The sequence below is a fragment of the Streptomyces yerevanensis genome (assembly GCF_000716805.1).
In the GTDB taxonomy this organism is placed as follows: Bacteria; Actinomycetota; Actinomycetes; order Streptomycetales; family Streptomycetaceae; genus Streptomyces; species Streptomyces flaveus.
On record NZ_JNWJ01000015.1, the window covers coordinates 67,247 to 88,467 of the forward strand.

Consider the following 21,221-nt stretch of genomic DNA (forward strand, 5'->3'; position numbering starts at 1 on the left):
GCACCGGCACCGCAGGTCAGGGCGTACGACCCCCGGGTGTGCGGTCTCTCGTACGGCCATGTGTGTGATCCGTCGTACGGCCGTGCGGGCAGCTGCGGGACAATGGCGGCGTGACCTCAGCGACCCGCCGGCCCCAGACTCCGGCCTCCACCGTTCCACCCCGGCTGATCGCAACGGATCTGGACGGCACCCTGCTGCGCGACGACCACTCCGTCTCGCAGCGCACGATCGCCGCTCTGGCCGCCGCCGAGGAGGCCGGCATCGAGGTCTTCTTCGTGACCGGCCGCCCCGCCCGCTGGATGGACGTCGTCAGCGACCATGTTCACGGCCACGGCCTCGCCATCTGTGGAAACGGTGCTGCCGTGGTCGACCTGCACGGCGGCGCCGGCAACCATCGCTTCGTCAAGGTCCGGGAGTTGGCACGGGAGAACGCGCTCGATGCCGTGCGGCTGCTCCGCGAGGCCGCGCCGGGGACCGTGTTCGCCATCGAGCAGACGTACGGCTTCTACCAGGAGCCGTCGTACCCGAAGATGCACATGGAGATCCCGGACACTCTCGCGCCCGCCGAGAAACTCCTGGCGCCGGACGGCCCCGGTGCCGACGAGCCGGTGCTCAAGATTCTCGCGTTCCACCACGAGATCGACCCGGACGACTTCCTCATGACCGCCCGCCTGGCCATCGGCGACCGCGCAGGCGTGACCCGCTCCAGCCCCAGCGCACTGCTGGAGATCAGCGGCCCCGGTGTCTCCAAAGCCAGCACGCTCGCGCTGTGCTGCGCCGAGCGCGGCATCTCGCACGAGGAGGTCGTCGCCTTCGGGGACATGCCGAACGACGTGGAAATGCTCACCTGGGCAGGTACGTCGTACGCGATGGGCAACGCGCACCCCGACGTGATCGCCGCGGCCTCCGGACGCACGGTCGCCAACAACGAGGACGGTGTGGCGGTCGTGATCGAGCGGATGCTGGCTCTCTCCTAGTTGAGCCGCACTCCGCGCTCGGCCAGCCACCTCACCGGATCGACACCTGAGCCGTGATACGGCGTCAGGCGCACCTCGAAGTGCAGGTGCGGTCCGGTGGAGTTGCCGCTCATGCCCGACTGACCGACCCACTGCCCGGTGGCCACCCGCTCCCCCTGGTCGACGGCGACGGTCGCGAGATGCGCGTACTGCGTGTAGTAGCCCCCTCGGTGCCGCACCACGACCTCGACGCCGAACGGGCCGCCGCACGACACCCTGACCACGCGCCCCTTGCCCACCGACCGCACCGACGTGCCGATGTCCACCGCGAAGTCTTGCCCGGTGTGCCGATTCGCCCAGTGCTTGCCGCCGCTCCCGAATCCCGCGGAGAGTTCATACGTCTTCAGCGGCGCGACCCAAGCCGCCGTGAAGCCCGTTTTCGGCTGGTCGAGCCGGACAGCGCCCCGGCACGCACCCGCCGCGACCGAGGCGTCCGCCTGCCCCTGAAGCGTCGACTGCGCCGCTTCGAGCTGCTGCTCGATCCCTCGCTTCATCTCGGCGAGCTTGGCATTGCGCCGTCCCAGCGTCTGCCAGGCCTTCGCGGCCTTCGCCTCGTCGGTGGCGAGCCGGGCCTCGGCGCGGCGGCTCTTGGTGACGGCGTTGTTGACCGCCAGGTCCGCCTGCCAGACGGCACGCTGACCGCGCATCACCTCCTCGGGGCTTTCCGCGAGCAGCAACTGCGCGGTGTGCGGAAGCCCTCCACCGCTGCGGTACTGGGCGCGCGCGATCCGTCCGAGGTCCCCGTGCAGCACCGCGATGTTCCGTCGCTCCCGCGCGAGAAGCCGCTCCAGCCGCTTCGCCCGGGCCCGCTGTACCCCGGCCTTCCTGCGTCCTTCCTCGTACCGCTGCGTCATGGCGGACGCCTTCTCGACGAGCCGCGCCACCTCGGCGCTGAGGCCCTCGGGACCGTCGGTGTCACCTATGGCCGCCGTGGGCCGGGCCGTCAGAACGGCCAGCGCGCACAGCAGCGCCGGTACAAGCAGGGAATGGCGTCGAGATGGGCGCATGAAACGGATCGTGTCCCGCGCCGGGGCCGCGGGCCTGTTCAAGTCGTACGCCTGGGGGAGCGAATGCCACGGACGGACCACTTTGCTGCTCCGAACAGCGGCCTCGTTCACGGCACTTGAGTGGACCGTCGGCAGGGCGGTTCCGTACGGAGACTTGGCCGCTCCGTACGGATCTTGGCCGGCTCAACGAGCCACCGCCAACAGCTCCGACGCCTCCTCCCGCTCCCGCATCTCCCGCAGCGGACCGTCCACGGCGGCCAGTTCGCCGTACGGGCCCCGCTGCACCACGCGACCGTCCGCCAGCACGATCACCTCGTCCACGGTCTCCAGACCCGCCAGCCGGTGGGTGATCAGCAGCGTCGTACGACCCTCGGTCGCGGCGAGCAGATCGGTGGTCAGCGCGTCGGCCGTCGGAAGGTCGAGGTGCTCCGCGGGCTCGTCGAGGACGAGGACCGGGAAGTCGGCGAGCAGTGCACGGGCCAGCGCGAGCCGTTGCCGCTGCCCGCCCGACAACCGTGCCCCGTGCTCGCCGATCAGCGTGTCGAGCCCCTCGGGCAGAGTGTCGGCCCAGTCGAGCAGCCGGGCCCGCCCGAGCGCGTCACGCAGTTCGTCCTCGGTCGCGTCCTTCCGGGCGAGCAGCAGGTTCTCACGCACCGAACTGTCGAAGAGATGCGCATCCTGCGCACACAGCCCGACTAGGCGCCGTACGTCGTCACTGCCGAGGTCGTACGCGTCCACGCCGCCCAGCGTGTACGTCCCCGCGTCCGCGTCCAGGAACCGCAGCAGCACCTGCGCGAGGGTCGTCTTGCCGGACCCGGAGGGCCCGACGACGGCGATCCTCTGCCCTCGTCCGAGCGTCAGGTCGAGCCCGGCCAGCGCGTCCCGGTCCTGCCCGTGGTGGCGGGCGGACAGCCCTTCGAGGACGAGCGGGAACGGCGACGCGGGCGCCTGCCCCGGCCGCTCAGGTTCGCGTACGGGATCGGGGGCGTCCAGGACCTCGTACACGCGCTCCGCGCTCTTGTGCACCCGCTGCCTGTACTGGACCGCGAGCGGCAGCCCCAGGACGGCCTCGAACGCGGCGAGCGGGGTGAGGACGACGACGGCCATCAGTACGCCGCTGAGGCGTCCGTCGGCGACCGCCTGGGCGCCGACGAGCGCGGTGACCGCCACGGTGAGCCCGGAGACGAGCGCGATGAGCCCGTCGCCGAGCGCGGTGGCGGTCGCTGTGCGCGAGGCGATGCGGGTGAGCGCTGCGTCGGCCCGCCGCGCTTCGGCGGTGCGCGCGGGCAACGCACCGGCGACCGTCAGCTCGGCCGTCCCCGCGAGGAGATCGGCCACGCGGGTCGCCAGGACGCCGCGGGCGGGGGCCAGCCTGCGCTCCGCGCGGCGCGCGACGGCGCCGGTCACCAGGGGAACGCCGGCTCCGGCGGCGAGCAGCCCGAGGGCGAGGGCGGCCCCGGCCTCGGGCAGCAGCCAGGCCGTGAACCCCACGGAGGCGGCGGACACGACGACCGCTGCCGAGGCGGGCAGCAGCCAGCGCAGCCAGTAGTCCTGCAGCGCGTCGACATCGGCGACGAGCCGCGAGAGCAGGTCACCGCGCCGGGCGGTCCGCAGCCCCGCGGGAGCGAGCCGTTCGAGCCGCCGGTACACGGCGACCCGGGTGTCGGCCAGCATCCGCAGCACGGCATCGTGCGACACCAGCCGCTCGGCGTACCGGAAGACGGCCCGCCCGATCCCGAACGCCCGCGTGGCCGTGACGGCGACCATCAGATACAGCACGGGAGGCTGCTGCGAGGCCCGCGAGATCAGCCACCCCGAGGTGGCCATCAGCCCCACAGCACTGCCGAGTGCGAGGCTGCCGAGCACGAGAGCGAGCGCAAGCCGACCGCGCCTGGGTCCGGCCATGGCACGGACGCGGGCGAGGAGGCCGCCCCGCTCCTCAGTGGAGAGCGGCAGTTCGTCATGGCCGGCCGTGGGCACCGCCTCCGCTCCGGTGCGGCGCGCCTCCGTACCGCCGGGGTGTGCGGAACCGGCTCCCGCGACGGGCACCGCGGACTCCAGCCGCACCACCCGATCCGCCACCCCCAGCAGCGCCGGCCGGTGCACCACGAGCAGCACCGTCCGCCCCACCGCCAAACGCCGGACGGCCTCCACCACCTCGGCCTCGGTCTCCCCGTCCAGCGAAGCCGTCGGCTCGTCGAGCAGCAGCACAGGCCGGTCTGCGAGGAACGCCCGGGCCAGCGCGAGCCGTTGCCGCTGCCCCGCGGACAGCCCGGCCCCGTCCTCGCCCAGTACGGTCCGTATCCCCTCGGGCAGCGCGTCCACGAACTCGAGCGCGCCCGCGTCACTCAACGCCCTGCGTACATCGGAGTCGTCCGCGTCGGGTCGCACCAGCCGTACGTTCTCGGCGATGGACCCCGCGTACAGATGAGGCCGCTGCGGCACCCAGGCCACATGCGAACGCCACTTGGCCAAGTCGGCCCCGGCAAGGTCGACTCCCCCGATCCGCACCCGACCCGAAGCGGGCTTCACGAACCCCAACAGCACATTCAGCAGCGTCGACTTGCCCACGCCGCTGGGCCCGACGAGCGCGACCGTCTCGCCGGGTTCGACCGCGAAGGACACGTCCGACACGGCCTCGGACGGTCGCTCCGGGTACCGGACCGTCACCGCCTCGAAGCGAATCCCGCCGGCGGGCGGCACGATCGCGGTCCCGGAGTCCGGCACCTGCGTCTCCAGCACCGAGAAGATCTCCTCGGCGGCGGACAGTCCCTCCGCCGCCGCGTGGTATTGCGCCCCCACCTGCCGCAGCGGCAGATAGGCCTCGGGCGCGAGAACGAGGATGACCAACCCCACATACAGATCCATGTCGCCGTGGACGAGCCGCATCCCGGTGGTCACCGCGACCAGGGCGACCGACAGCGTGGCGAGCAGTTCCAGCGCGAAGGACGAGATGAAGGCGATCCGTAGAGTCCGCATGGTCGCCTGCCGGTACTCGCCGGTGATCCGCCGGATCGACTCTGCCTGCGCCTTGGCCCGTCCGAACACCTTGAGCGTGGGCAGACCGGCGACCACATCGAGGAAGTGCCCCGAGAGCCGTGACAGCAGCCGCCACTGACGATCCATCCGGGACTGCGTGGCCCAGCCGATGAGCACCATGAAGACGGGGATGAGGGGCAGTGTGCCGACGATGATCGCCGCCGACACCCAGTCCTCCGTGACGATCCGCGCCAGCACCGCCACCGGCACGACCACCGCGAGTCCCAACTGCGGGAGGTAGCGCGAGAAGTAGTCGTCGAGCGCATCAACTCCGCGGGTGGCAAGCGCGACCAGCGACCCCGTCCGCTGCCCGCTGAGCCACCCCGGCCCCAGCGCGCCCGCGCGCTCCAGCAGCCGCCCCCGCAGCTCCGACTTGACCGCCGCGCCGGTCCGGTGCGCGGCGAGTTCCGTGAGCCAGGAGACAAGCGCCCTGCCACCTGCGACCGCCACCAACAGCAGGAGTGGCGTACGGAGTTCGGCAACCTCCAGCCCGTGCTGGAAGGCGCCGACCACTATCTCGGCGATGAGCATTGCCTGGGCGATGACCAGCCCCGCCCCGGCAGCGCCCAGCACTACGACCGCCACCAGGAAGAGGCGAGTGGCGCGGGCGTACCGGAGCAGTCGCGGGTCGATCGGTTTCACGTGAAACACACCCTCGGGTCAGGCAGGTGTGTTTCACGTGAAACACACCCTTTTCTCAACGGGCACGTTTCACGTGAAACGTGCCCCTGAATTCAGATGGTGAGCGAGCTCAGTGCGCAACCTCAGCGATGTGCTGCGTACCGATCCGCTTGCGGAACACCCAGTACGTCCACCCCTGGTAGAGCACCACGACCGGTGTCGCGATCCCGGCACACCAGGTCATGATCTTCAGCGTGTACGGGCTCGACGAGGCGTTGGTGACCGTCAGGCTCCAGTCGTCATTGAGCGAGGACGGCATGACGTTCGGGAAGAGGGTCAGGAAGAGCATTGCCACGGCGGCCACGATGGTGATGCCGGACAGGGCGAACGCCCAGCCCTCGCGCCCCGCCTGGTTCGCCCCGATCGCCGCGGCCAGCGCGACCACCGCCACGATCAACGCGACCAGGCTCGTGCTGTCGCCCTTGTCGGCCTGGGTCCAGCCCAGGAAGACCAGCGCGAGCACGGCGGTCACCACACCGAGCCGCAGCGCCAGCTTCCGCGCCCGCTCCCGGATGTCGCCCAGCGTCTTGAGCGCGGCGAACACCGCTCCGTGGAAGGTGAACAGCGCCAGCGTCACCAGGCCGCCCAGGACGGCGTACGGGTTGAGCAGGTCCCAGAGGTTGCCGACGTACTCCATGTCCCGGTCGATCTTCACGCCCCGCACGATGTTGCCGAAGGCCACGCCCCACAGGAACGCGGGGATCAGCGAGGTCCAGAAGATCGCACTCTCCCAGTTGCGCTGCCAGCTCTCCTCGGGCCGCTTCGCCCGGTACTCGAAGGCGACTCCGCGCACGATCAGACAGACCAGGATGAGCAGCAGCGGCAGATAGAAGCCGGAGAAGAGCGTGGCGTACCAATCGGGGAAGGCGGCGAAGGTCGCACCGCCCGCGGAGAGCAGCCAGACCTCGTTGCCGTCCCAGACCGGCCCGATGGTGTTGATCAGCACCCGCTTCTCTGCCCGGTCACGGGCGAGCAGCTTGGTGAGGACACCGATCCCGAAGTCGAAACCCTCCAGGAAGAAGTAGCCGATCCACAGGACGGCGATGAGGACGAACCAGACGTCGTGAAGTTCCATGACTCTGCAGCTCCCTGGGCCTAGTAGGAGAAGGCCATCGGCTTGTCGGCGTCACGGGAGTCGCCGCCGATCTTCGTGGGCGGATTGAGGTCGGCCTCGGTGAGCTCGGGCGGTCCGGCCTTGACGTACTTCGCGAGCAGCTTGACCTCGATGACAGCGAGGGCCGCGTAGAGCGTCGTGAAGACGATCATCGAGGTGATGATCTCGCCCTGGGATACGCCGGGGGAGACCGCGTCGCGGGTCTGCAGCACGCCGTAGACGACCCACGGCTGGCGGCCCATCTCGGTGAAGATCCAGCCCCAGGCGTTGGCGATCAGCGGGAACGCCATCGTCCAGAGCGCCAGCAGCCAGTACAGCCGGGTGAGTCTCCGCCCGAGCGGCTTCTTCAGCAGCACCAGATGCGGTACCTCGTCCTCGCCGGTCCGCACTGCGGCCGGCAACAGGAACCTCTTCCGAGTGAGCCACAGCCCCAACAGGCCGAGCGAGAGGGACGCCATACCGAAGCCGATCATCCAGCGGAAGCCCCAATAGGCGACGGGGACGATGGGCTTGTAGTCACCGGGGCCGAACTTCTCCTGCAGGGCCTCATTGGTGTCGTTGATGCCGGGCACATAGGACTCGAAGTCGCTGTGAGAGAGGAAGGAGAGCAGTCCGGGTATCTCCAGGGCGACCTTGTTGTGCCCCTTGTCGACATCCCCGTACGCGAACACGGAGAAGGGCGCAGGGCTCTCACCCTCCCACAGCGCCTCGGCGGCGGCCATCTTCATCGGCTGCTGCTCGTACATCACCTTGCCGAGGGTGTCCCCGCTGACCGCGGTGAACAGACCGCCGACCGCCAGGGTGACCAGGCCGAGCCGGAGCGAGGTCCGCATCACCGGGATGTGCTTCTTGCGCATCAGGTGGAAGGCCGCGATGCCCACCATGAAGGCGCCACCCGTCAGGAAGGCCGCCGAAAAGCTGTGGAAGACCTGGTTGAGCGTGGTGTTCTGGGTCAGAACCAGCCAGAAGTCGGTGAGTTCGGCGCGGCCCCGCTGTTCGTTGATCCGGTAGCCGACGGGGTGCTGCATCCAGGAGTTGGCCGCGAGGATGAAGTACGCCGACAGAAGCGTGCCGATCGAGACCATCCAGATGCAGGCCAGGTGGATCCTCTTCGGCAGCTTGTCCCAGCCGAAGATCCACAGACCGATGAACGTGGACTCGAAGAAGAACGCGATCAGTGCCTCGAAGGCGAGCGGGGCACCGAAGACGTCACCGACGAAGCGTGAGTAGTCGGACCAGTTCATGCCGAACTGGAACTCCTGCACGATGCCTGTGACGACACCCATCGCGATGTTGATCAGGAAGAGCTTCCCCCAGAACTTCGTCGCCCTGAGGTACTTCTCTTTCCCCGTACGCACCCAGGCGGTCTCCAGGCCGGCCGTGAGCGCGGCGAGCGAGATGGTCAGGGGGACGAAGAGGAAGTGGTAGACGGTGGTGATGCCGAACTGCCATCGCGCCAGGGTCTCCGGCGCCAGAGCCAGGTCCACGTCGTCAGTCTCCTTACGTCGCCGTGGTCACAGCGGCAGTTTGACCCGCTTGTTCGCAGACATCACGGGATCAACCGGGCTAGCTTGTGAACGCGTTCACATTCACAAGCAATTATGACGCACGACCGCTCGAGCCGTGAGGGGTGGGGGGTCCCTAAGCGTGGACCATCCGGCCCCCGGCACGAAGACGCAGGTCAGAGCATGTGAACCGAAGAGGGGCAGGAGACCCGCCGGCAGAGCCCCGTCCACGACGGAACCCTGCCGGCCACCGGAAGCTAGAGCTCCTTTCGGAACCCCTCCGTAGCCTTCAGGAAGATGTCGTTCGCCTCGGTCTCGCCGATCGTCACGCGCACGCCCTCCCCCGGGAAAGGCCGCACAACGACCCCGGCCTGCTCACAGGCCACCGCGAAGTCGACCGTACGCTCGCCGAGCCGCAGCCAGACGAAGTTCGCCTGCGTCTCCGGCACCGTCCAGCCCTGCCCACGCAGAGCCTCGACGACGCGGGTGCGCTCACACACCAGCGAGCCCACCCGGCCGAGGAGCTCGTCCTCGGCACGCAGTGAGGCGACCGCCGCGTCCTGCGCGAGCTGGCTCACACCGAAGGGCACGGCGGTCTTGCGCAGCGCCGCTGCCACCGGCTCATGGGCGATCGCGAAGCCGACCCGCAGCCCGGCGAGTCCGTACGCCTTGGAGAACGTACGCAGCACGCACACGTTCGGCCGCTCACGGTAGATCTCGACGCCGTCCGGCACCTGGAGGTCTCGGATGAACTCCCGGTACGCCTCGTCGAGGACTACCAGGACGTCGTTCGGCACTCGGTCGAGGAACCGTTCCAGCTCGGCCCGGCGCACCACGGTGCCGGTGGGGTTGTTGGGGTTGCAGACAAAGATCAGCCGCGTCCGCTCGGTGACCGCGTCCGCCATCGCGTCGAGATCGTGCACGTCCCCCGGCGTGAGCGGCACCCGCACCGACGTCGCCCCGCTGATCTGCGTGATGATCGGGTACGCCTCGAAGGACCGCCAGGCGTAGATGACCTCGTCACCGGGACCGCTCGTGGCCTGCAACAGCTGCTGGGCGACGCCGACCGACCCCGTGCCGGTGGACAGATGCGCAAGCGGCACCCCGAACCGGTCCGCCAGCTCACTCATCAGTGCCGTGCACGCCATGTCCGGGTAACGGTTGAAGGAGCCCATCGCCGCGGCCACCGTCTCCATCACCCCGGGCAGCGGAGGATACGGGTTCTCGTTGGAGGACAGCTTGTACGCCACCCGACCGCCGGCCGCAGCAGGCTTCCCCGGCTTGTATGTGGGGATACCCTCCAGCTCGGCACGCAGCTTGGGGCTCGTCTCGCTCACCGCAGTCCTCCTCGTGACCGTCTCCGGCTCATGACCACCACCGGATACCAATACTCCTCACCTTAAGAGGATTCGGCGCCGCTGCGTATGGCTCGGGACCGACCGCGTAGGCGGCCCTCGGGCATCGGCCCCCGGAGGCGTACGAAGTGGGGGGCGCGCCGCTGTCCAGTTCAAGCGCCGGTGGCTCGCGCCGTGGCGCGCATCCCCCATGCAGGTGAGTTGAGACCTCTTCGAAACATGACCCCTTCGGCAGGCCCATACGCCCCGACAAGTGACGTACTGTCATTGAATCGCTCAACTACCTTCTCTTCCAAGACAATTGAGTGCTCTCGACCATGCAGAAACGTGCCTGTCAACGAGTGAATATGCGTCCGCACTACCCCACCGCATGAGCCCTACTATCGGCTCGCCATGACAGCAGCAGGGAAGCACCAGGTGAGCCGGGCCGAGACCACCCGTCGAAGCAGTCGGCCGGGCCGGGCGGGCATCAGAGACGTGGCCGCGGCCGCCGGAGTCTCCATCACGACCGTGTCCGACGCACTCAACGGCAAGGGCCGGCTCCCGGACGCCACCCGACGCCATGTCCGCGAGGTCGCCGACCGGCTGGGCTATCGCCCCTCCGCCGCGGCCCGCACGCTCCGTACCGGAAAGTCGGGCCTCATCGGCCTGACCGTCACGACCTACGGGGATGAACCTTTCACCTTCACAGAGTTCGCGTACTTCGCGGAAATGGCCAGAGCCGCCACCTCGGCCGCGCTCGCCCGGGGCTACGCCCTGGTCATCCTCCCCGCCACCTCGCGCCACGACGTGTGGTCGAACGTGGCCCTGGACGGAACCGTGGTCATCGACCCCTCCGACCAGGACCCCGTCGTCAGCGAACTGGTCCGCCAGGGTTTACCGGTGGTCTCCGACGGCCGCCCGGCCGGCTCGCTCCCGGTGACCGCCTGGGTGGACAACGACCACGAAGCCGCGGTGATGGGCATCCTCGACCATCTGGCCGACGCGGGCGCCCGCCGGATCGGCCTGCTCACCGGGACCTCCACGGACACGTACACGCATCTGTCGACGACCGCGTACCTGCGCTGGTGCGAGCGTGTCGGCCAGGATCCGGTGTACGAGGCCTATCCCGCGCACGATCCCTGCGCGGGAGCCGCCGCCGCAGACCGGCTGCTCGCCCGGCCCGATCGGCCCGACGCCGTGTACGGGCTGTTCGACCCGAACGGCACCGACCTCCTCGCGGCCGCCCGCCGTTACGGTCTGCGCGTACCGGAGGATTTGCTGCTCGTCTGCTGCAGCGAGTCCGCCGTGTACGCCAACACCGAGCCGCCCCTCACCACTCTTTCACTCAAGCCGCGCCACATCGGCACGGCCGTGGTCCAGCTCCTCATCGACGCCATCGAGGGAGTCGCATCAGACCAACCGGTCGAGCAGGTGATACCCACGGAGCTGATCGTGCGGACCTCCTCCGAGCGACGGCCGCCGCGTACGACCGTCAGCCCGCCCCGATCACCGGAAGAGGAGTGACGTCAGGCGGTGACATCCGGTGTGAAAGCCCTTCCAATTCGGGAGAAAACCACGGTGAACCGGGGTCCTGCCCCGATTCACCACCCCTGGGTCATCACATGGCGCGATCCGCATTCCTATGATGGGCGCACGACACCGCGGGCCGCTGCGACCAGGCAGTCCGATGCGGTGCAGATGCGGCGCGATGGTGGTGGAGGGGTCGATGACTCAGGGGGCCGGTCAGGGACCCGAAGTGCGGACACCGACGGTGCGCGACTTCCGCGTGCCTGCGTACGTCCACGAAGCCGATCCGTATACGCAGCCGTCCGGCCCTTACTCCCAGCCTGGACCTCATCTGCAACAGCCGCCTCATGCGCAGCAGATGCCTCCCGATGAGGGCACCAGACCGGGCGAGGACCCTGAGGGCTACACGCCGACGCAACGCGATCTGCCCGTCATCAACCGCGGTGACACCCTTCAGGTGCCGATCAGCCCCGAAGCCGCGACCGTCCCGCAGTCCACCGAAGGGCCGGGCCCGCTGTACGTCGTCGGCGATGTGCACGGCTATCTCGACGAACTCGTCGCCGCGCTGCGCGAGAAGGGCCTCATCGACATCGACGGCCGCTGGTCGGCGGGCACCGCAAGGCTGTGGTTCCTCGGGGACTTCACCGACCGAGGGCCCGACGGCATCGGCGTCATCGACCTCGTGATGCGGCTGTCCGCCGAGGCCGCCGCAGCCGGCGGCTACTGCAAGGCGCTGATGGGCAATCACGAACTGCTGCTGCTCGGCGCCAAGCGATTCGGCGACACCCCCGTCAACTCCGGTGCAGGTACGGCCACTTTCCAGGCCGCCTGGCTGCTCAACGGCGGCCAGAAGACCGACATGGAACGCCTCGAGGACCACCATCTGCAGTGGATGGCCCGCCTCGACGCGATGGAGCTGGCGGACGGACACCTTCTGGTGCACTCCGACACCACCGCCTATCTCGACTACGGCGACTCCATCGAAGCGGTCAACGACACCGTCCGCGAAGCCCTCACACGCAACGACGCGGACGAATGCTGGGACCTCTTCCGCAAGTTCACCAAGCGCTTCGCGTTCCGCGACGACGGGGGCGCCCAGGCCGTGCGCGAGCTCCTCGACATGTACGGCGGCTCCCGCATCGTCCATGGTCACAGCCCCATTCCGTATCTCCTCGGCGAGGCCGGTTCGGAAGACGACGACGATGCCGCGGGCCCTGTGGTCGAAGGACCGCATGTGTACGCCGACGGGCTGGCCATCGCGATGGACGGCGGCGTGACCATGGCCGGAAAGCTACTGGTCCAGCAACTGCCCTTGGATAGCTGACCCTTCTCCGGGCAGGCGTTCTCCCACCGGGGACGGTGCCGGCCAAGGGGCAATTTCTGGAAACCCCCTGTCACCGCGTGCTGTCCCCGCTCTACCATCGGCTTATCCGTAGCAGGCTCCCCTCCGTTTCTGCCCGACGGCTCGTCAGCATGCCGAGCCCCAAGCCCTACGGAGCATCGGGGGATGCACATGAACAGCGTTCCGCAGCACCTGCTGAGCGAGGACCGCCAAGAGTACGAGCGGATCCTCGATGAGGCGCTGCGCTCCGCACCACACCGTCCGGAACTCGCCGCTGTAGGCCAGCGGCTCAACCCCGAACAACTGCGCACCATGGCGCTCAACGCCTCCGCTCTCATCACGGCCGCCGCGGCGACCGAATATCAGCACTACGTGAAGGTCCGCGAGGAACAGCGCCAGCCGGCGCCACCCACCCCACGCGTCCACGAAGGATCCGGATCCACGGACCCGGGCACACGTGTGGTGGGACTCGCCGCCACGGTGGGGGAGGCGGCCGAGACTGCCGGGGCAGGCGCCACCGCCGTCGCCGCGGTACTCACTCCCGTCCTCGCCGGTACCGCCTCGGCGATCTTCCTGCTCGTCGGCTACCTCCTGAAGATGCTGAACCCCGAGCCGGCGTTCGCCCAGACTCTCCTCACCACCGGGTGGGTCTTCGGCGCGGTGACCGCGGCGGCGATCCTGATCGCCGCGGTCGGGCTGCTGCTCACCGCTCTGCGCAACGGGGAGAGCTCGTTGCAGGCCGGCGCGCAGAGCGAGAGCAGCGAGGAAGTGACCCGGGCCAGGGAAGCCTGGCGCGAGGCCCTCCTGGAGCGCGGCATCATGCCGTTCCTCCGAGAGGCACTCGCCGACCCGGGCTCAGCGGTCCTCGGCCGTACGACACCGCCGCAGCCGACCAGCCGAATCCCCCACCTCGGCTACAACCGCCCGGGCTTCAGCAGCCCCGACGGCGGCCCCGCGGCGGGCCCCCGCCCCAGCTACTCGAGCCCGGACTTCTCCAGCCCGGACTTCGGGGGACCGGAGCATCAGCCGGAGTAGCAGCGACCGGGGCGATACCGAAAGCAGCCGAACCGGAACCCGGAACTTCCGGTCGGACGGACAAGCCGCACGGGCACCCCGGCCCACGACCACAAAGTCGAGGGCCGGAGCCCGGAGCGGTGCGCTGCCGCCGTGCCCGGACCAGGCTCAGTCCGCGAGCGGCAGATACACCCGGTTACCCGCAGCTGCGAACTCTTTCGACTTCTGCACCATGCCTTCCTCGATCTCCGTCTGCGTACCGCCGTGTTCGCGGCGGATGTCGTGGGAGATCTTCATCGAGGACAACCAAACCCCTGAGATGGCCCTCAAGAACGGGATCAGAGGATGCCCGCCTGGCCGGCGGCCGTCATCCAGGTCGGGAACTCGGACAGGAGCCGGTCGTACAGTTCCTGGTCCGGGACTGTACTGATGTCGTCCACAGCGAAGAACCCCACGTTGTCGACACGGCGACCAGGCAGGGTGTCGAATCGCTCCAACACGCCGTAGTTGGACCGGCCCAGCCCGATGAACTGCCAGAAGATGGGCTCCTCAACCGCGTCCCTGAGCTCCCGCTCGATCGCGGCGTTGCGATAGATGCCTCCGTCGGAGAAGAACAGCACCAGGGTGGGGGCAGCGGCCGGGTTTTCCCTGACATACGTTCGGACGTGGGCGATCGCCTTCTGTTCTTCGTTCTGGATGCCGACCGTCCGCATGTCGACCTGACCGGATTCCAGTCCCTTGCTCGGTTTCTTGCTGCGGCGGAAGAGGCTCGCCTGTCCCACCCGGACGTGCAGCCGCAGCCATTCGGGGAGTTCCCCCAGACGCAAATCAGGAAGTCGAGCCGCGTTCGAAGCGAACGTCCAGGCTTGCATCTCTCCGTCGTCGTCAAGCTGTGCGGCAACCGCGGCCATGCGCTCCACCACGTCGGCAACGACACCCCTGGAGTAGAGGAACGACATGGAGCCGGAAGCGTCCAGGACCAGGATGACGCGCGCAGTGGCCCCGGCTGCTCCATGCTTCCTCAGACTGATCGCCACCTGCTCCTTGCGTAGGGACAGACGCTTGCGCATGTCGACGGGCAGCCGTTCCTCGCCATCTCTGATGCGTGGGCCGAAAGACGCCGTGGCCGTGACAGGTGGCGCCGGAACAGGTGCCGTCGGCAAAGCAGACGTGTCCGAGGGGACATCGTCAACGGTGATCCCGAAATCGGTGGCCAGTCCAGCGAGACCGGAGGCGTAGCCCTGCCCGACTGCGCGGAACTTCCACTGCCCCGCCCGCAGGTACAGCTCGCCACCGATGAACGCCGTCTCCATGTCGGCCTCCATGTCGAACCGTGCGAGCTCGGTCCGCGTCCCGGCGTCCAGCAGCCTCATGGCCAGCCCAGGCACCTGACCGAACGTCCCTCCGTCGGCCGACGCACACAGCACGACCCGTTCGATGGCCGGCTCCAGCGAATTCAGGTCCACCTCTACCGTGTCGGTCATCACACCAGCGCCACTCTGTTTTCCCAGGTGCGTCACGGCGTTCGATGCATGTTGCGGCTGGTTGTAGAAGACGAAGTCACCATCGCCACGAACGCGTCCGCCCGCAGTGAGCAGCAATGCCGAAGCGTCGACGTCGGGCACATCAGGCCCTTCGGACCAAGCAAGCTCAACGCGCACCGCAGGAGAATCGACGGGAAGGTTGGCGCCCTTACTCAGTGCTCTCGCTGTCATGGAGTCAGTCTGCCGACCCGAGAGCCGAAGGGCTGCCTTCCTGAACTCTCAAAGGAGCGATGCCCCGGAGAGCCGGGGCATCGCTGCCTTGTTCTCAGTCAGCGATCGGCAGATACACGCGGTTGCCGCTCGCCGCGAACTCCTTCGACTTCTGGAGCATCCCCTCAGCGACCTCCTCGGCCGTCGCCCCCGCAGCAGCCGTACCGCCGAACTGCTCTGTGATGCTTTGGCTAATCTTCATCGAACAGAACTTCGGCCCGCACATCGAGCAGAAGTGGGCCGTCTTGGCGGGCTCGGCCGGGAGGGTTTCGTCGTGGAACTCTCGGGCCGTGTCAGGGTCGAGGGCCAGATTGAACTGATCCTCCCAGCGGAACTCGAAGCGGGCGTCGGACAGCGCGTCGTCCCATTCCTGCGCACCTGGGTGCCCCTTGGCGAGGTCGGCTGCGTGGGCGGCGATCTTGTAGGTGATGACGCCGGTCTTGACGTCGTCACGGTTGGGCAGGCCCAAGTGTTCCTTGGGCGTGACATAGCAGAGCATGGCCGTGCCCCACCAGGCGATCATCGCGGCACCGATGCCGGAGGTGATGTGGTCGTACGCCGGCGCGACGTCCGTCGTCAGCGGGCCGAGCGTATAGAACGGAGCTTCATCACAGATCTCCTGCTGAAGGTCGATGTTCTCCTTGATCTTATGCATCGGGATATGTCCCGGGCCCTCGATCATGGTCTGTACGTTGAAACGCTTGGCGATCGTGTTGAGTTCCCCGAGCGTCCTCAACTCCGCGAACTGAGCTGCGTCGTTGGCGTCCGCGATCGAGCCGGGCCGCAGCCCGTCGCCGAGCGAGTACGTGACGTCGTAGGCGGCCAGGATCTCGCACAGCTCCTCGAAGTTCTCGTAGAGGAACGACTCCTTGTGGTGCGCGAGGCACCAAGCCGCCATGATCGAGCCGCCACGCGAGACGATGCCGGTCTTGCGGTTCGCGGTGAGCGGTACGTACGGCAGGCGCACGCCCGCGTGCACGGTCATGTAGTCCACGCCTTGCTCGGCCTGCTCGATGACCGTGTCTTTGTAGATCTCCCAGGTCAGCTCCTCGGCGCGGCCGTCGACCTTCTCGAGCGCCTGGTAGAGCGGGACCGTGCCGATGGGGACGGGGGAGTTGCGCAACACCCACTCGCGGGTGGTGTGAATATTGCGGCCGGTGGACAGGTCCATGACCGTATCGGCGCCCCAGTGGGTCGCCCAGGTCATCTTCTCGACCTCCTCCTCGATGGAGGAAGTGACCGCCGAATTACCGATGTTGGCGTTGACTTTCACCAGGAATCGCTTGCCGATGATCATCGGCTCGATCTCCGGGTGGTTGACGTTCGCGGGCAGCACGGCTCGTCCGGCGGCGATTTCCTCGCGTACGACCTCGGGCTCGACGTTCTCGCGGACCGCCACGAATTCCATTTCCGGTGTGATCTCACCACGTCGTGCGTACGCGAGTTGCGTGACGGCCGTACCGCTGCGGCCCCGGCGTGGCTGGCGCGGACGCCCAGGGAAGACGGCGTCGAGGTTGCGCAGTCCGCCGCGTGGCGAGGTGTGCTTGATCCCGTCGTCCTCGGGGCGGAGGGGACGGCCCGCATACTCCTCGGTGTCGCCGCGGGCGATGATCCAGTTCTCGCGCAGTGGCGCCAGGCCCCTGCGGACATCGGTGTCGACGGTCGGATCGGTGTACGGGCCGGAGGTGTCGTACAGGGTGACTGACTGCCCGTTGGTGAGGTGCACCTGACGGACCGGCACCCGCAGGTCAGGGCGCGAGCCCTCGACGTATGCCTTGTGCCAGCCGATGGACTTCCCGGCCTCGCCGTTCCCGGACGAGGCGGAATCCCCGTCCGTGTGGCTGGAGGCAGGCGTGCGTACGTCCTTGTTGGTCATGAGACCTACTCCCTACGCCGGCATTACCCGGTAACAGGTTCAGCGGTCGACGCAGCGGTTTCCGTACGGCGATGTTCCACGTGAAACATCGCTGGGACGGAGGTCAGCGCCCTCTCAGCCCGGTGCCCCGAGCTCCCGCGTGTACAAAAGGTCCTTCCACGCTAGCGTCATGTTGGGCGCGCTGAACAGTGGGCCCCTTTCGTTCTTGCGATGATCGGTCGGTGACTACAACGCATCAGCCCCCGCTTCCCCCGTCCGAACCGCCGCACGGGCCCGGTCCCGGCGACAGCCACGGCTCTGGTGACGGTCATGGCCACAGCCATGCGCACAGCCATGGCCATGGTCCTCCAGCCCCTGTGTCCAAACACTTGCGCAAGATCATCGCTGCGGTGCTGATTCCCTTCGCCACGGCGGTCGTCGTAGGCCTGGCCGTGCTGTGGCCAGGCGGTGCTCCACCCCATGAACGCACCGGCGTCGGCTTCGACCGGCAGACCCAGCAGGCCACGGTGACCAAGGTCGACGAGGTGGACTGCAAGTCCGTCAACGCCTCGGGGGGCACCCCGACCGGCGACACCTCGACCGCGGAGGGCTCCTCCGCTCAGCAGCAGGCGAACGGCATCTGCAAGAAGGCGACGGTCCGGGTCGACACTGGCAAGGACAAGGGCCGTACCTTCACGGAGATCGTCCAGCCGGACTCGTCGCGGCAGCTGAGCCAGGGGCAGGAAGTGATCGTGGCGTACGCGCCCGACGCCCCCAGGGACCTTCAGTACTCGGTCACCGATGTGAACCGCAGGCTTCCGATGGCGCTGCTCGCGGGGATCTTCGCGCTCGCCGTGGTCGTGGTGGGCCGGATGCGCGGCGTCATGGCGCTGATCGCGCTGGCCGTCAGCTTCCTTGTCCTGACGTTCTTCATCCTGCCCGCGATACTTCAGGGATCGAACCCTCTGGTCGTGGCGGTCGTCGGGGCAAGCGCCATCATGCTGATCGCGCTCTATGCCTGCCACGGACTCTCCGCCCGAACATCGGTCGCAGTGCTCGGAACCCTGCTCTCACTGCTGCTGATCGGGGTGCTCGGCTCCCAGTTCATCGACTGGTCCGCGCTCACCGGCAACACGGACGACAACACCGGTCTGATCCATGGCCTGTACCCGAGCATCGACATGAGCGGTCTGCTGCTCGCGGGCGTCATCATCGGTTCGCTCGGTGTGCTCGACGATGTGACGGTGACGCAGACATCGGCGGTCTGGGAGCTGCACGCGGCCAATCCGTCGATGGGCTGGCGCGGGCTGTACCGCGCGGGTATCCGTATCGGCCGCGACCACATCGCGTCCGTCGTCAACACGCTCGTCCTCGCGTACGCGGGCGCCGCGCTTCCCTTGTTGCTGCTGTTCTCGATCGCGCAGAGCGGCGTGGGGACGGTGGCCAACAGTGAGCTGGTCGCCGAGGAGATCGTGCGTACGCTCGTCGGCTCGATCGGCCTGGTCGCCTCCGTACCGGTCACCACGGCCCTGGCCGCTCTCGTGGTCTCGGCGGACCGCCCCGGCTCCGCGTCCCCGGCGCAGACACCTACGCAGGCACAACCACCGGAGCAGGCACAGGCAGGCGTCAGGACGCCGGTGCTCGGCGGAAGGGGACGCCGCCGCAAGCGCTGAAGCGTTACGGCACTCTGAGTGCCGTACGACCGTACGACTCAGCCCGCGCTCTGTTCCTCCGCCAGGATGCGGTCCAGGGCCTCGTCGAGGTGTGTGTCGAAGTCGGCGAGAGAGTGCTCCTGACCCAGTGGCACCAGCTTGTCCGTGCGGTCCAGGAACGCCACGAGCGGCACCGCACCGCAGCGGAACAGTGCCTGGTCGACGCCCACTTGGAGCCGGATCAGCACATCGCCGAACCCCTCGGAGCCGGCGGGCGCAATGTGCACATCGCCGACCCCACACGGCCGCCCCACCCCGTCGATCAGCAGCTCCCGGCCGAAGGCCCAGGTCACCGGGGCATCGCCGGGCAGGTGGAAGGTCAGCCGTACGGCATAGGGATCAGAGGTCTCGTATCGAAGCTCCACCGGAATGCGGAAGGAGAGCTCCTCCGACACAAGAAAGCTCATCATGATCTCTGCCTGTACTACTGACTCGCGCATCGCCTACCCCACCGTCTGCCGTCGACTGGCCAGGAACCATCCACCTGACACTGCTGGCATCTTGCTGAAAGTACACACCAGATCACAAGGAGTGAGTTTTCAGATGCTGATAGAGAGGGCGAGCGTCCCTGGCAGCCTGCCGATCTCGTTCTGCAACTGCCGTGCCGCGGGCAGCAGTCGGTCCGCCTGGTGGGCGGGCAGTGAGATGGCCATCGAGCCGACCGTGGTGCCCGCAGTGATCGGAATCGCGGCGCAGACCGTGCCCAACGCGTATTCCTGCCGCTCGACCACGGGCTGCATGCGTTTTGCCCCGTCGAGGCGCCGCAACAGAATGTAATCGTCACGCACCGTGTACGGAGTGATCGACTGCACAGGATACCGGTCGAGGTGGTCGCGGCGGGCCTCCTCGTCGAGCTGGGACAGCAGGCACTGGCCGATCGCGTGGGCGTGCCCGGTCTCGCGGAAATCGGCCCACTCCTCTACCGCCGGATTGGCGGGGGTGTCGGCGACACACTGGACGTCGATCTCGCCCTCTCGGTAGACCGCGTAGTACACGGGCACCCCGATTGAATCGCGCCACTGCGCGAGCGCGTCGACGACCGTGCTGCGACGTTTCTGCCGGGCGGCGCTGCTGCTGAGTCGCTCGGCCGCCTCGCCGAGGAAGAACAGGCCCTTCTCGCGGCGCAGATAGCCTTCGTGGGCGAGGGTGCGCAGCAGATGGTACGCCGTGGGCAGCGCGAGGTGGGCCTCGCGGGCCAGTTGCTTGGCGGGTGCCCCGTGCTCGTGCTGGGCAGCGGATTCCAGGAGGCGCATCGCACGCTGCACGGATCCGATGAGTGTCGTGGGGTTCGGCTCGGTGGAAGGGACGTTCGGTCCTGGGGATGCGGTGTCAGCAGTGGCCAAGGGTCACTCCCTAAGCGCGAGGGGGCCACCCGTGCGGGGGTGTCACGGGAGGGGTCTGTGCGCCGCCCGCGGGGATCAACCCCGCGTCGAATTCCGGACTTTAACCGCCCACCACCGCTCGCGGACGGCCTGCCCCGAAACTTCCCTCCCCCGAGGGAATCGTTGATTCCTGTTATTGCCGACCGGTTGTCGGCAACCCCCTGCGGCAGCCCATCTACCCGCTTCCGCCGCGTACGAGCTGCTCCACCAAGCGCTCTACCAGTCGCTCCGTGACGATGAGCTCGCCATGAACTTCCGTACGACGTACATGACTCCGCCGACCAGTGCCACGAACACCAGCACCTTGAAGAGCAGGCCGATCACGAACCCGACGACGCTCGCTATCACGCCGCCGAACACGACCAGAGCGATGACCGGCACCGCGACCCACTTCACCCACCACGGCATCCCCGCGAAGATTTCACCCATCGCCCTTGTTCCTTGTCTCTCTGCCCGTCGCCCCCTGCTGAGGGGGCGACGGGTCTCGAATGTCCTGCCTTCGATGCTAGGCGCGACAGGGGTGTCGGCGGGGGCCTGGCACCCCTTGTCCTCCCCTGATCGTTCCCCTAGGGAACCCTGAGACCGGACGTCAGCTCTCCGGCGGAGAGAAGACCACCAGAACCCGCAGATCCTCGCTGATGTGGTGGAACTTGTGGGCCACCCCCGCGGGCACATAGACAACGCTGCCGCGCGCCACCTGGGTCGTCTCCATGCCCACCGTGATCGCGGCGCGGCCGCTCACGACGAAGTACACCTCGTCCTGGCGGTGGGGTTGCTGCGGGTCCTGCGTGCCCGCGTTCAGCGCGTACAGGCCGACCGACATGTTCTTCTCGCGCAGAAACTGGAGATACGCACCGTCGTTGGCGGCGCGCTCCGCCTCCAGTTCATCCAGCCGGAATGCCTTCATCGCCCTCGTCCGCACTAGTTACCGATCTC

General features: G+C 68.1%; 17 protein-coding genes. 5 read left to right on the plus strand and 12 right to left on the minus strand.

Annotated features, from left to right (window positions below; all coding sequences use genetic code 11):
• The first annotated feature begins 110 nt into the window (after nt 1-110).
• Entirely contained in the window at nt 111-977 is an 867-nt protein-coding gene (locus OP79_RS17975; protein WP_033321257.1) for a Cof-type HAD-IIB family hydrolase, read from the plus strand.
• On the opposite strand, the gene OP79_RS17980 is transcribed toward OP79_RS17975, so the two are convergent.
• From OP79_RS17980 to hisC, 5 genes are all read right to left on the minus strand, one after another.
• Entirely contained in the window at nt 974-2,023 is a 1,050-nt protein-coding gene (locus OP79_RS17980) for a M23 family metallopeptidase (protein WP_033321351.1), read from the minus strand. The genes OP79_RS17975 and OP79_RS17980 overlap by 4 nt on opposite strands.
• Before the next feature lie 183 nt (nt 2,024-2,206).
• A complete protein-coding gene (cydD, locus tag OP79_RS17985; protein WP_033321258.1) occupies nt 2,207-5,704 on the minus strand; it encodes a thiol reductant ABC exporter subunit CydD in 3,498 nt (1,165 codons plus the stop codon).
• Between the two features lie 109 nt (nt 5,705-5,813).
• Nucleotides 5,814-6,818, minus strand: coding sequence for a cytochrome d ubiquinol oxidase subunit II (gene cydB / locus OP79_RS17990; RefSeq protein ID WP_033321259.1), 1,005 nt, complete (start codon nt 6,816-6,818; stop codon nt 5,814-5,816).
• 20 nt (nt 6,819-6,838) lie between these two features.
• Complete coding sequence (locus OP79_RS17995) at nt 6,839-8,344, minus strand: cytochrome ubiquinol oxidase subunit I (protein ID WP_033321260.1); 1,506 nt, start codon at nt 8,342-8,344, stop codon at nt 6,839-6,841.
• 275 nt (nt 8,345-8,619) lie between these two features.
• Nucleotides 8,620-9,699, minus strand: coding sequence for a histidinol-phosphate transaminase (gene hisC, locus OP79_RS18000; protein ID WP_033321261.1), 1,080 nt, complete (start codon nt 9,697-9,699; stop codon nt 8,620-8,622).
• 411 nt (nt 9,700-10,110) lie between these two features.
• Here hisC and OP79_RS18005 point away from each other — a divergent pair, with 411 nt between their 5' ends.
• The 3 genes from OP79_RS18005 (at nt 10,111) to OP79_RS18015 (ending at nt 13,603) form a co-directional block, all read left to right on the plus strand.
• Entirely contained in the window at nt 10,111-11,223 is a 1,113-nt protein-coding gene (locus tag OP79_RS18005) for a LacI family DNA-binding transcriptional regulator (RefSeq protein WP_078491853.1), read from the plus strand.
• A 202-nt stretch (nt 11,224-11,425) separates the two neighbouring features.
• Nucleotides 11,426-12,550, plus strand: coding sequence for a metallophosphoesterase (locus tag OP79_RS18010; RefSeq protein WP_033321263.1), 1,125 nt, complete (start codon nt 11,426-11,428; stop codon nt 12,548-12,550).
• A gap of 183 nt (nt 12,551-12,733) precedes the next feature.
• Nucleotides 12,734-13,603 carry a hypothetical protein gene (locus tag OP79_RS18015; protein WP_033321264.1) on the plus strand — a complete coding sequence of 290 codons (870 nt, stop codon included), beginning with the start codon at nt 12,734-12,736 and terminating at the stop codon, nt 13,601-13,603.
• Between the two features lie 147 nt (nt 13,604-13,750).
• On the opposite strand, the gene OP79_RS58045 is transcribed toward OP79_RS18015, so the two are convergent.
• The 3 genes from OP79_RS58045 to thiC all read right to left on the minus strand — a co-directional run bounded on the left by OP79_RS58045 (nt 13,751) and on the right by thiC (nt 17,212).
• Nucleotides 13,751-13,879 (minus strand): hypothetical protein, encoded by a 129-nt coding sequence (locus OP79_RS58045; RefSeq protein ID WP_281193210.1) that lies wholly within the window; start codon nt 13,877-13,879, stop codon nt 13,751-13,753.
• 41 nt (nt 13,880-13,920) lie between these two features.
• Nucleotides 13,921-15,297, minus strand: a complete 1,377-nt coding sequence (locus OP79_RS18025; RefSeq protein ID WP_033321266.1) for a VWA domain-containing protein — start codon at nt 15,295-15,297, stop codon at nt 13,921-13,923.
• A gap of 94 nt (nt 15,298-15,391) precedes the next feature.
• Complete coding sequence (gene thiC, locus OP79_RS18030) at nt 15,392-17,212, minus strand: phosphomethylpyrimidine synthase ThiC (protein WP_033321267.1); 1,821 nt, start codon at nt 17,210-17,212, stop codon at nt 15,392-15,394.
• Nucleotides 17,213-17,433: 221 nt separating this feature from the next.
• Between thiC and OP79_RS18035 the strand changes: the two genes are divergently transcribed.
• Nucleotides 17,434-18,864: a YibE/F family protein gene (locus OP79_RS18035; RefSeq protein ID WP_033321268.1), complete on the plus strand. Its 1,431-nt coding sequence runs from the start codon at nt 17,434-17,436 to the stop codon at nt 18,862-18,864.
• A gap of 38 nt (nt 18,865-18,902) precedes the next feature.
• Here OP79_RS18035 and OP79_RS18040 read toward each other — a convergent pair whose 3' ends face one another.
• From OP79_RS18040 to OP79_RS18055, 4 genes are all read right to left on the minus strand, one after another.
• The gene (locus tag OP79_RS18040) at nt 18,903-19,343 is read right to left on the minus strand and encodes an SsgA family sporulation/cell division regulator (protein WP_033321269.1); all 441 of its coding nucleotides are present in this window, start codon (nt 19,341-19,343) and stop codon (nt 18,903-18,905) included.
• A gap of 99 nt (nt 19,344-19,442) precedes the next feature.
• Entirely contained in the window at nt 19,443-20,156 is a 714-nt protein-coding gene (locus OP79_RS18045) for an IclR family transcriptional regulator (RefSeq protein WP_033321352.1), read from the minus strand.
• A 345-nt stretch (nt 20,157-20,501) separates the two neighbouring features.
• Entirely contained in the window at nt 20,502-20,714 is a 213-nt protein-coding gene (locus OP79_RS18050) for a DUF5326 family protein (RefSeq protein WP_033321270.1), read from the minus strand.
• Nucleotides 20,715-20,874: 160 nt separating this feature from the next.
• The gene (locus OP79_RS18055) at nt 20,875-21,192 is read right to left on the minus strand and encodes a cupin domain-containing protein (protein WP_033321271.1); all 318 of its coding nucleotides are present in this window, start codon (nt 21,190-21,192) and stop codon (nt 20,875-20,877) included.
• Between the last annotated feature and the right edge of the window lie 29 nt (nt 21,193-21,221).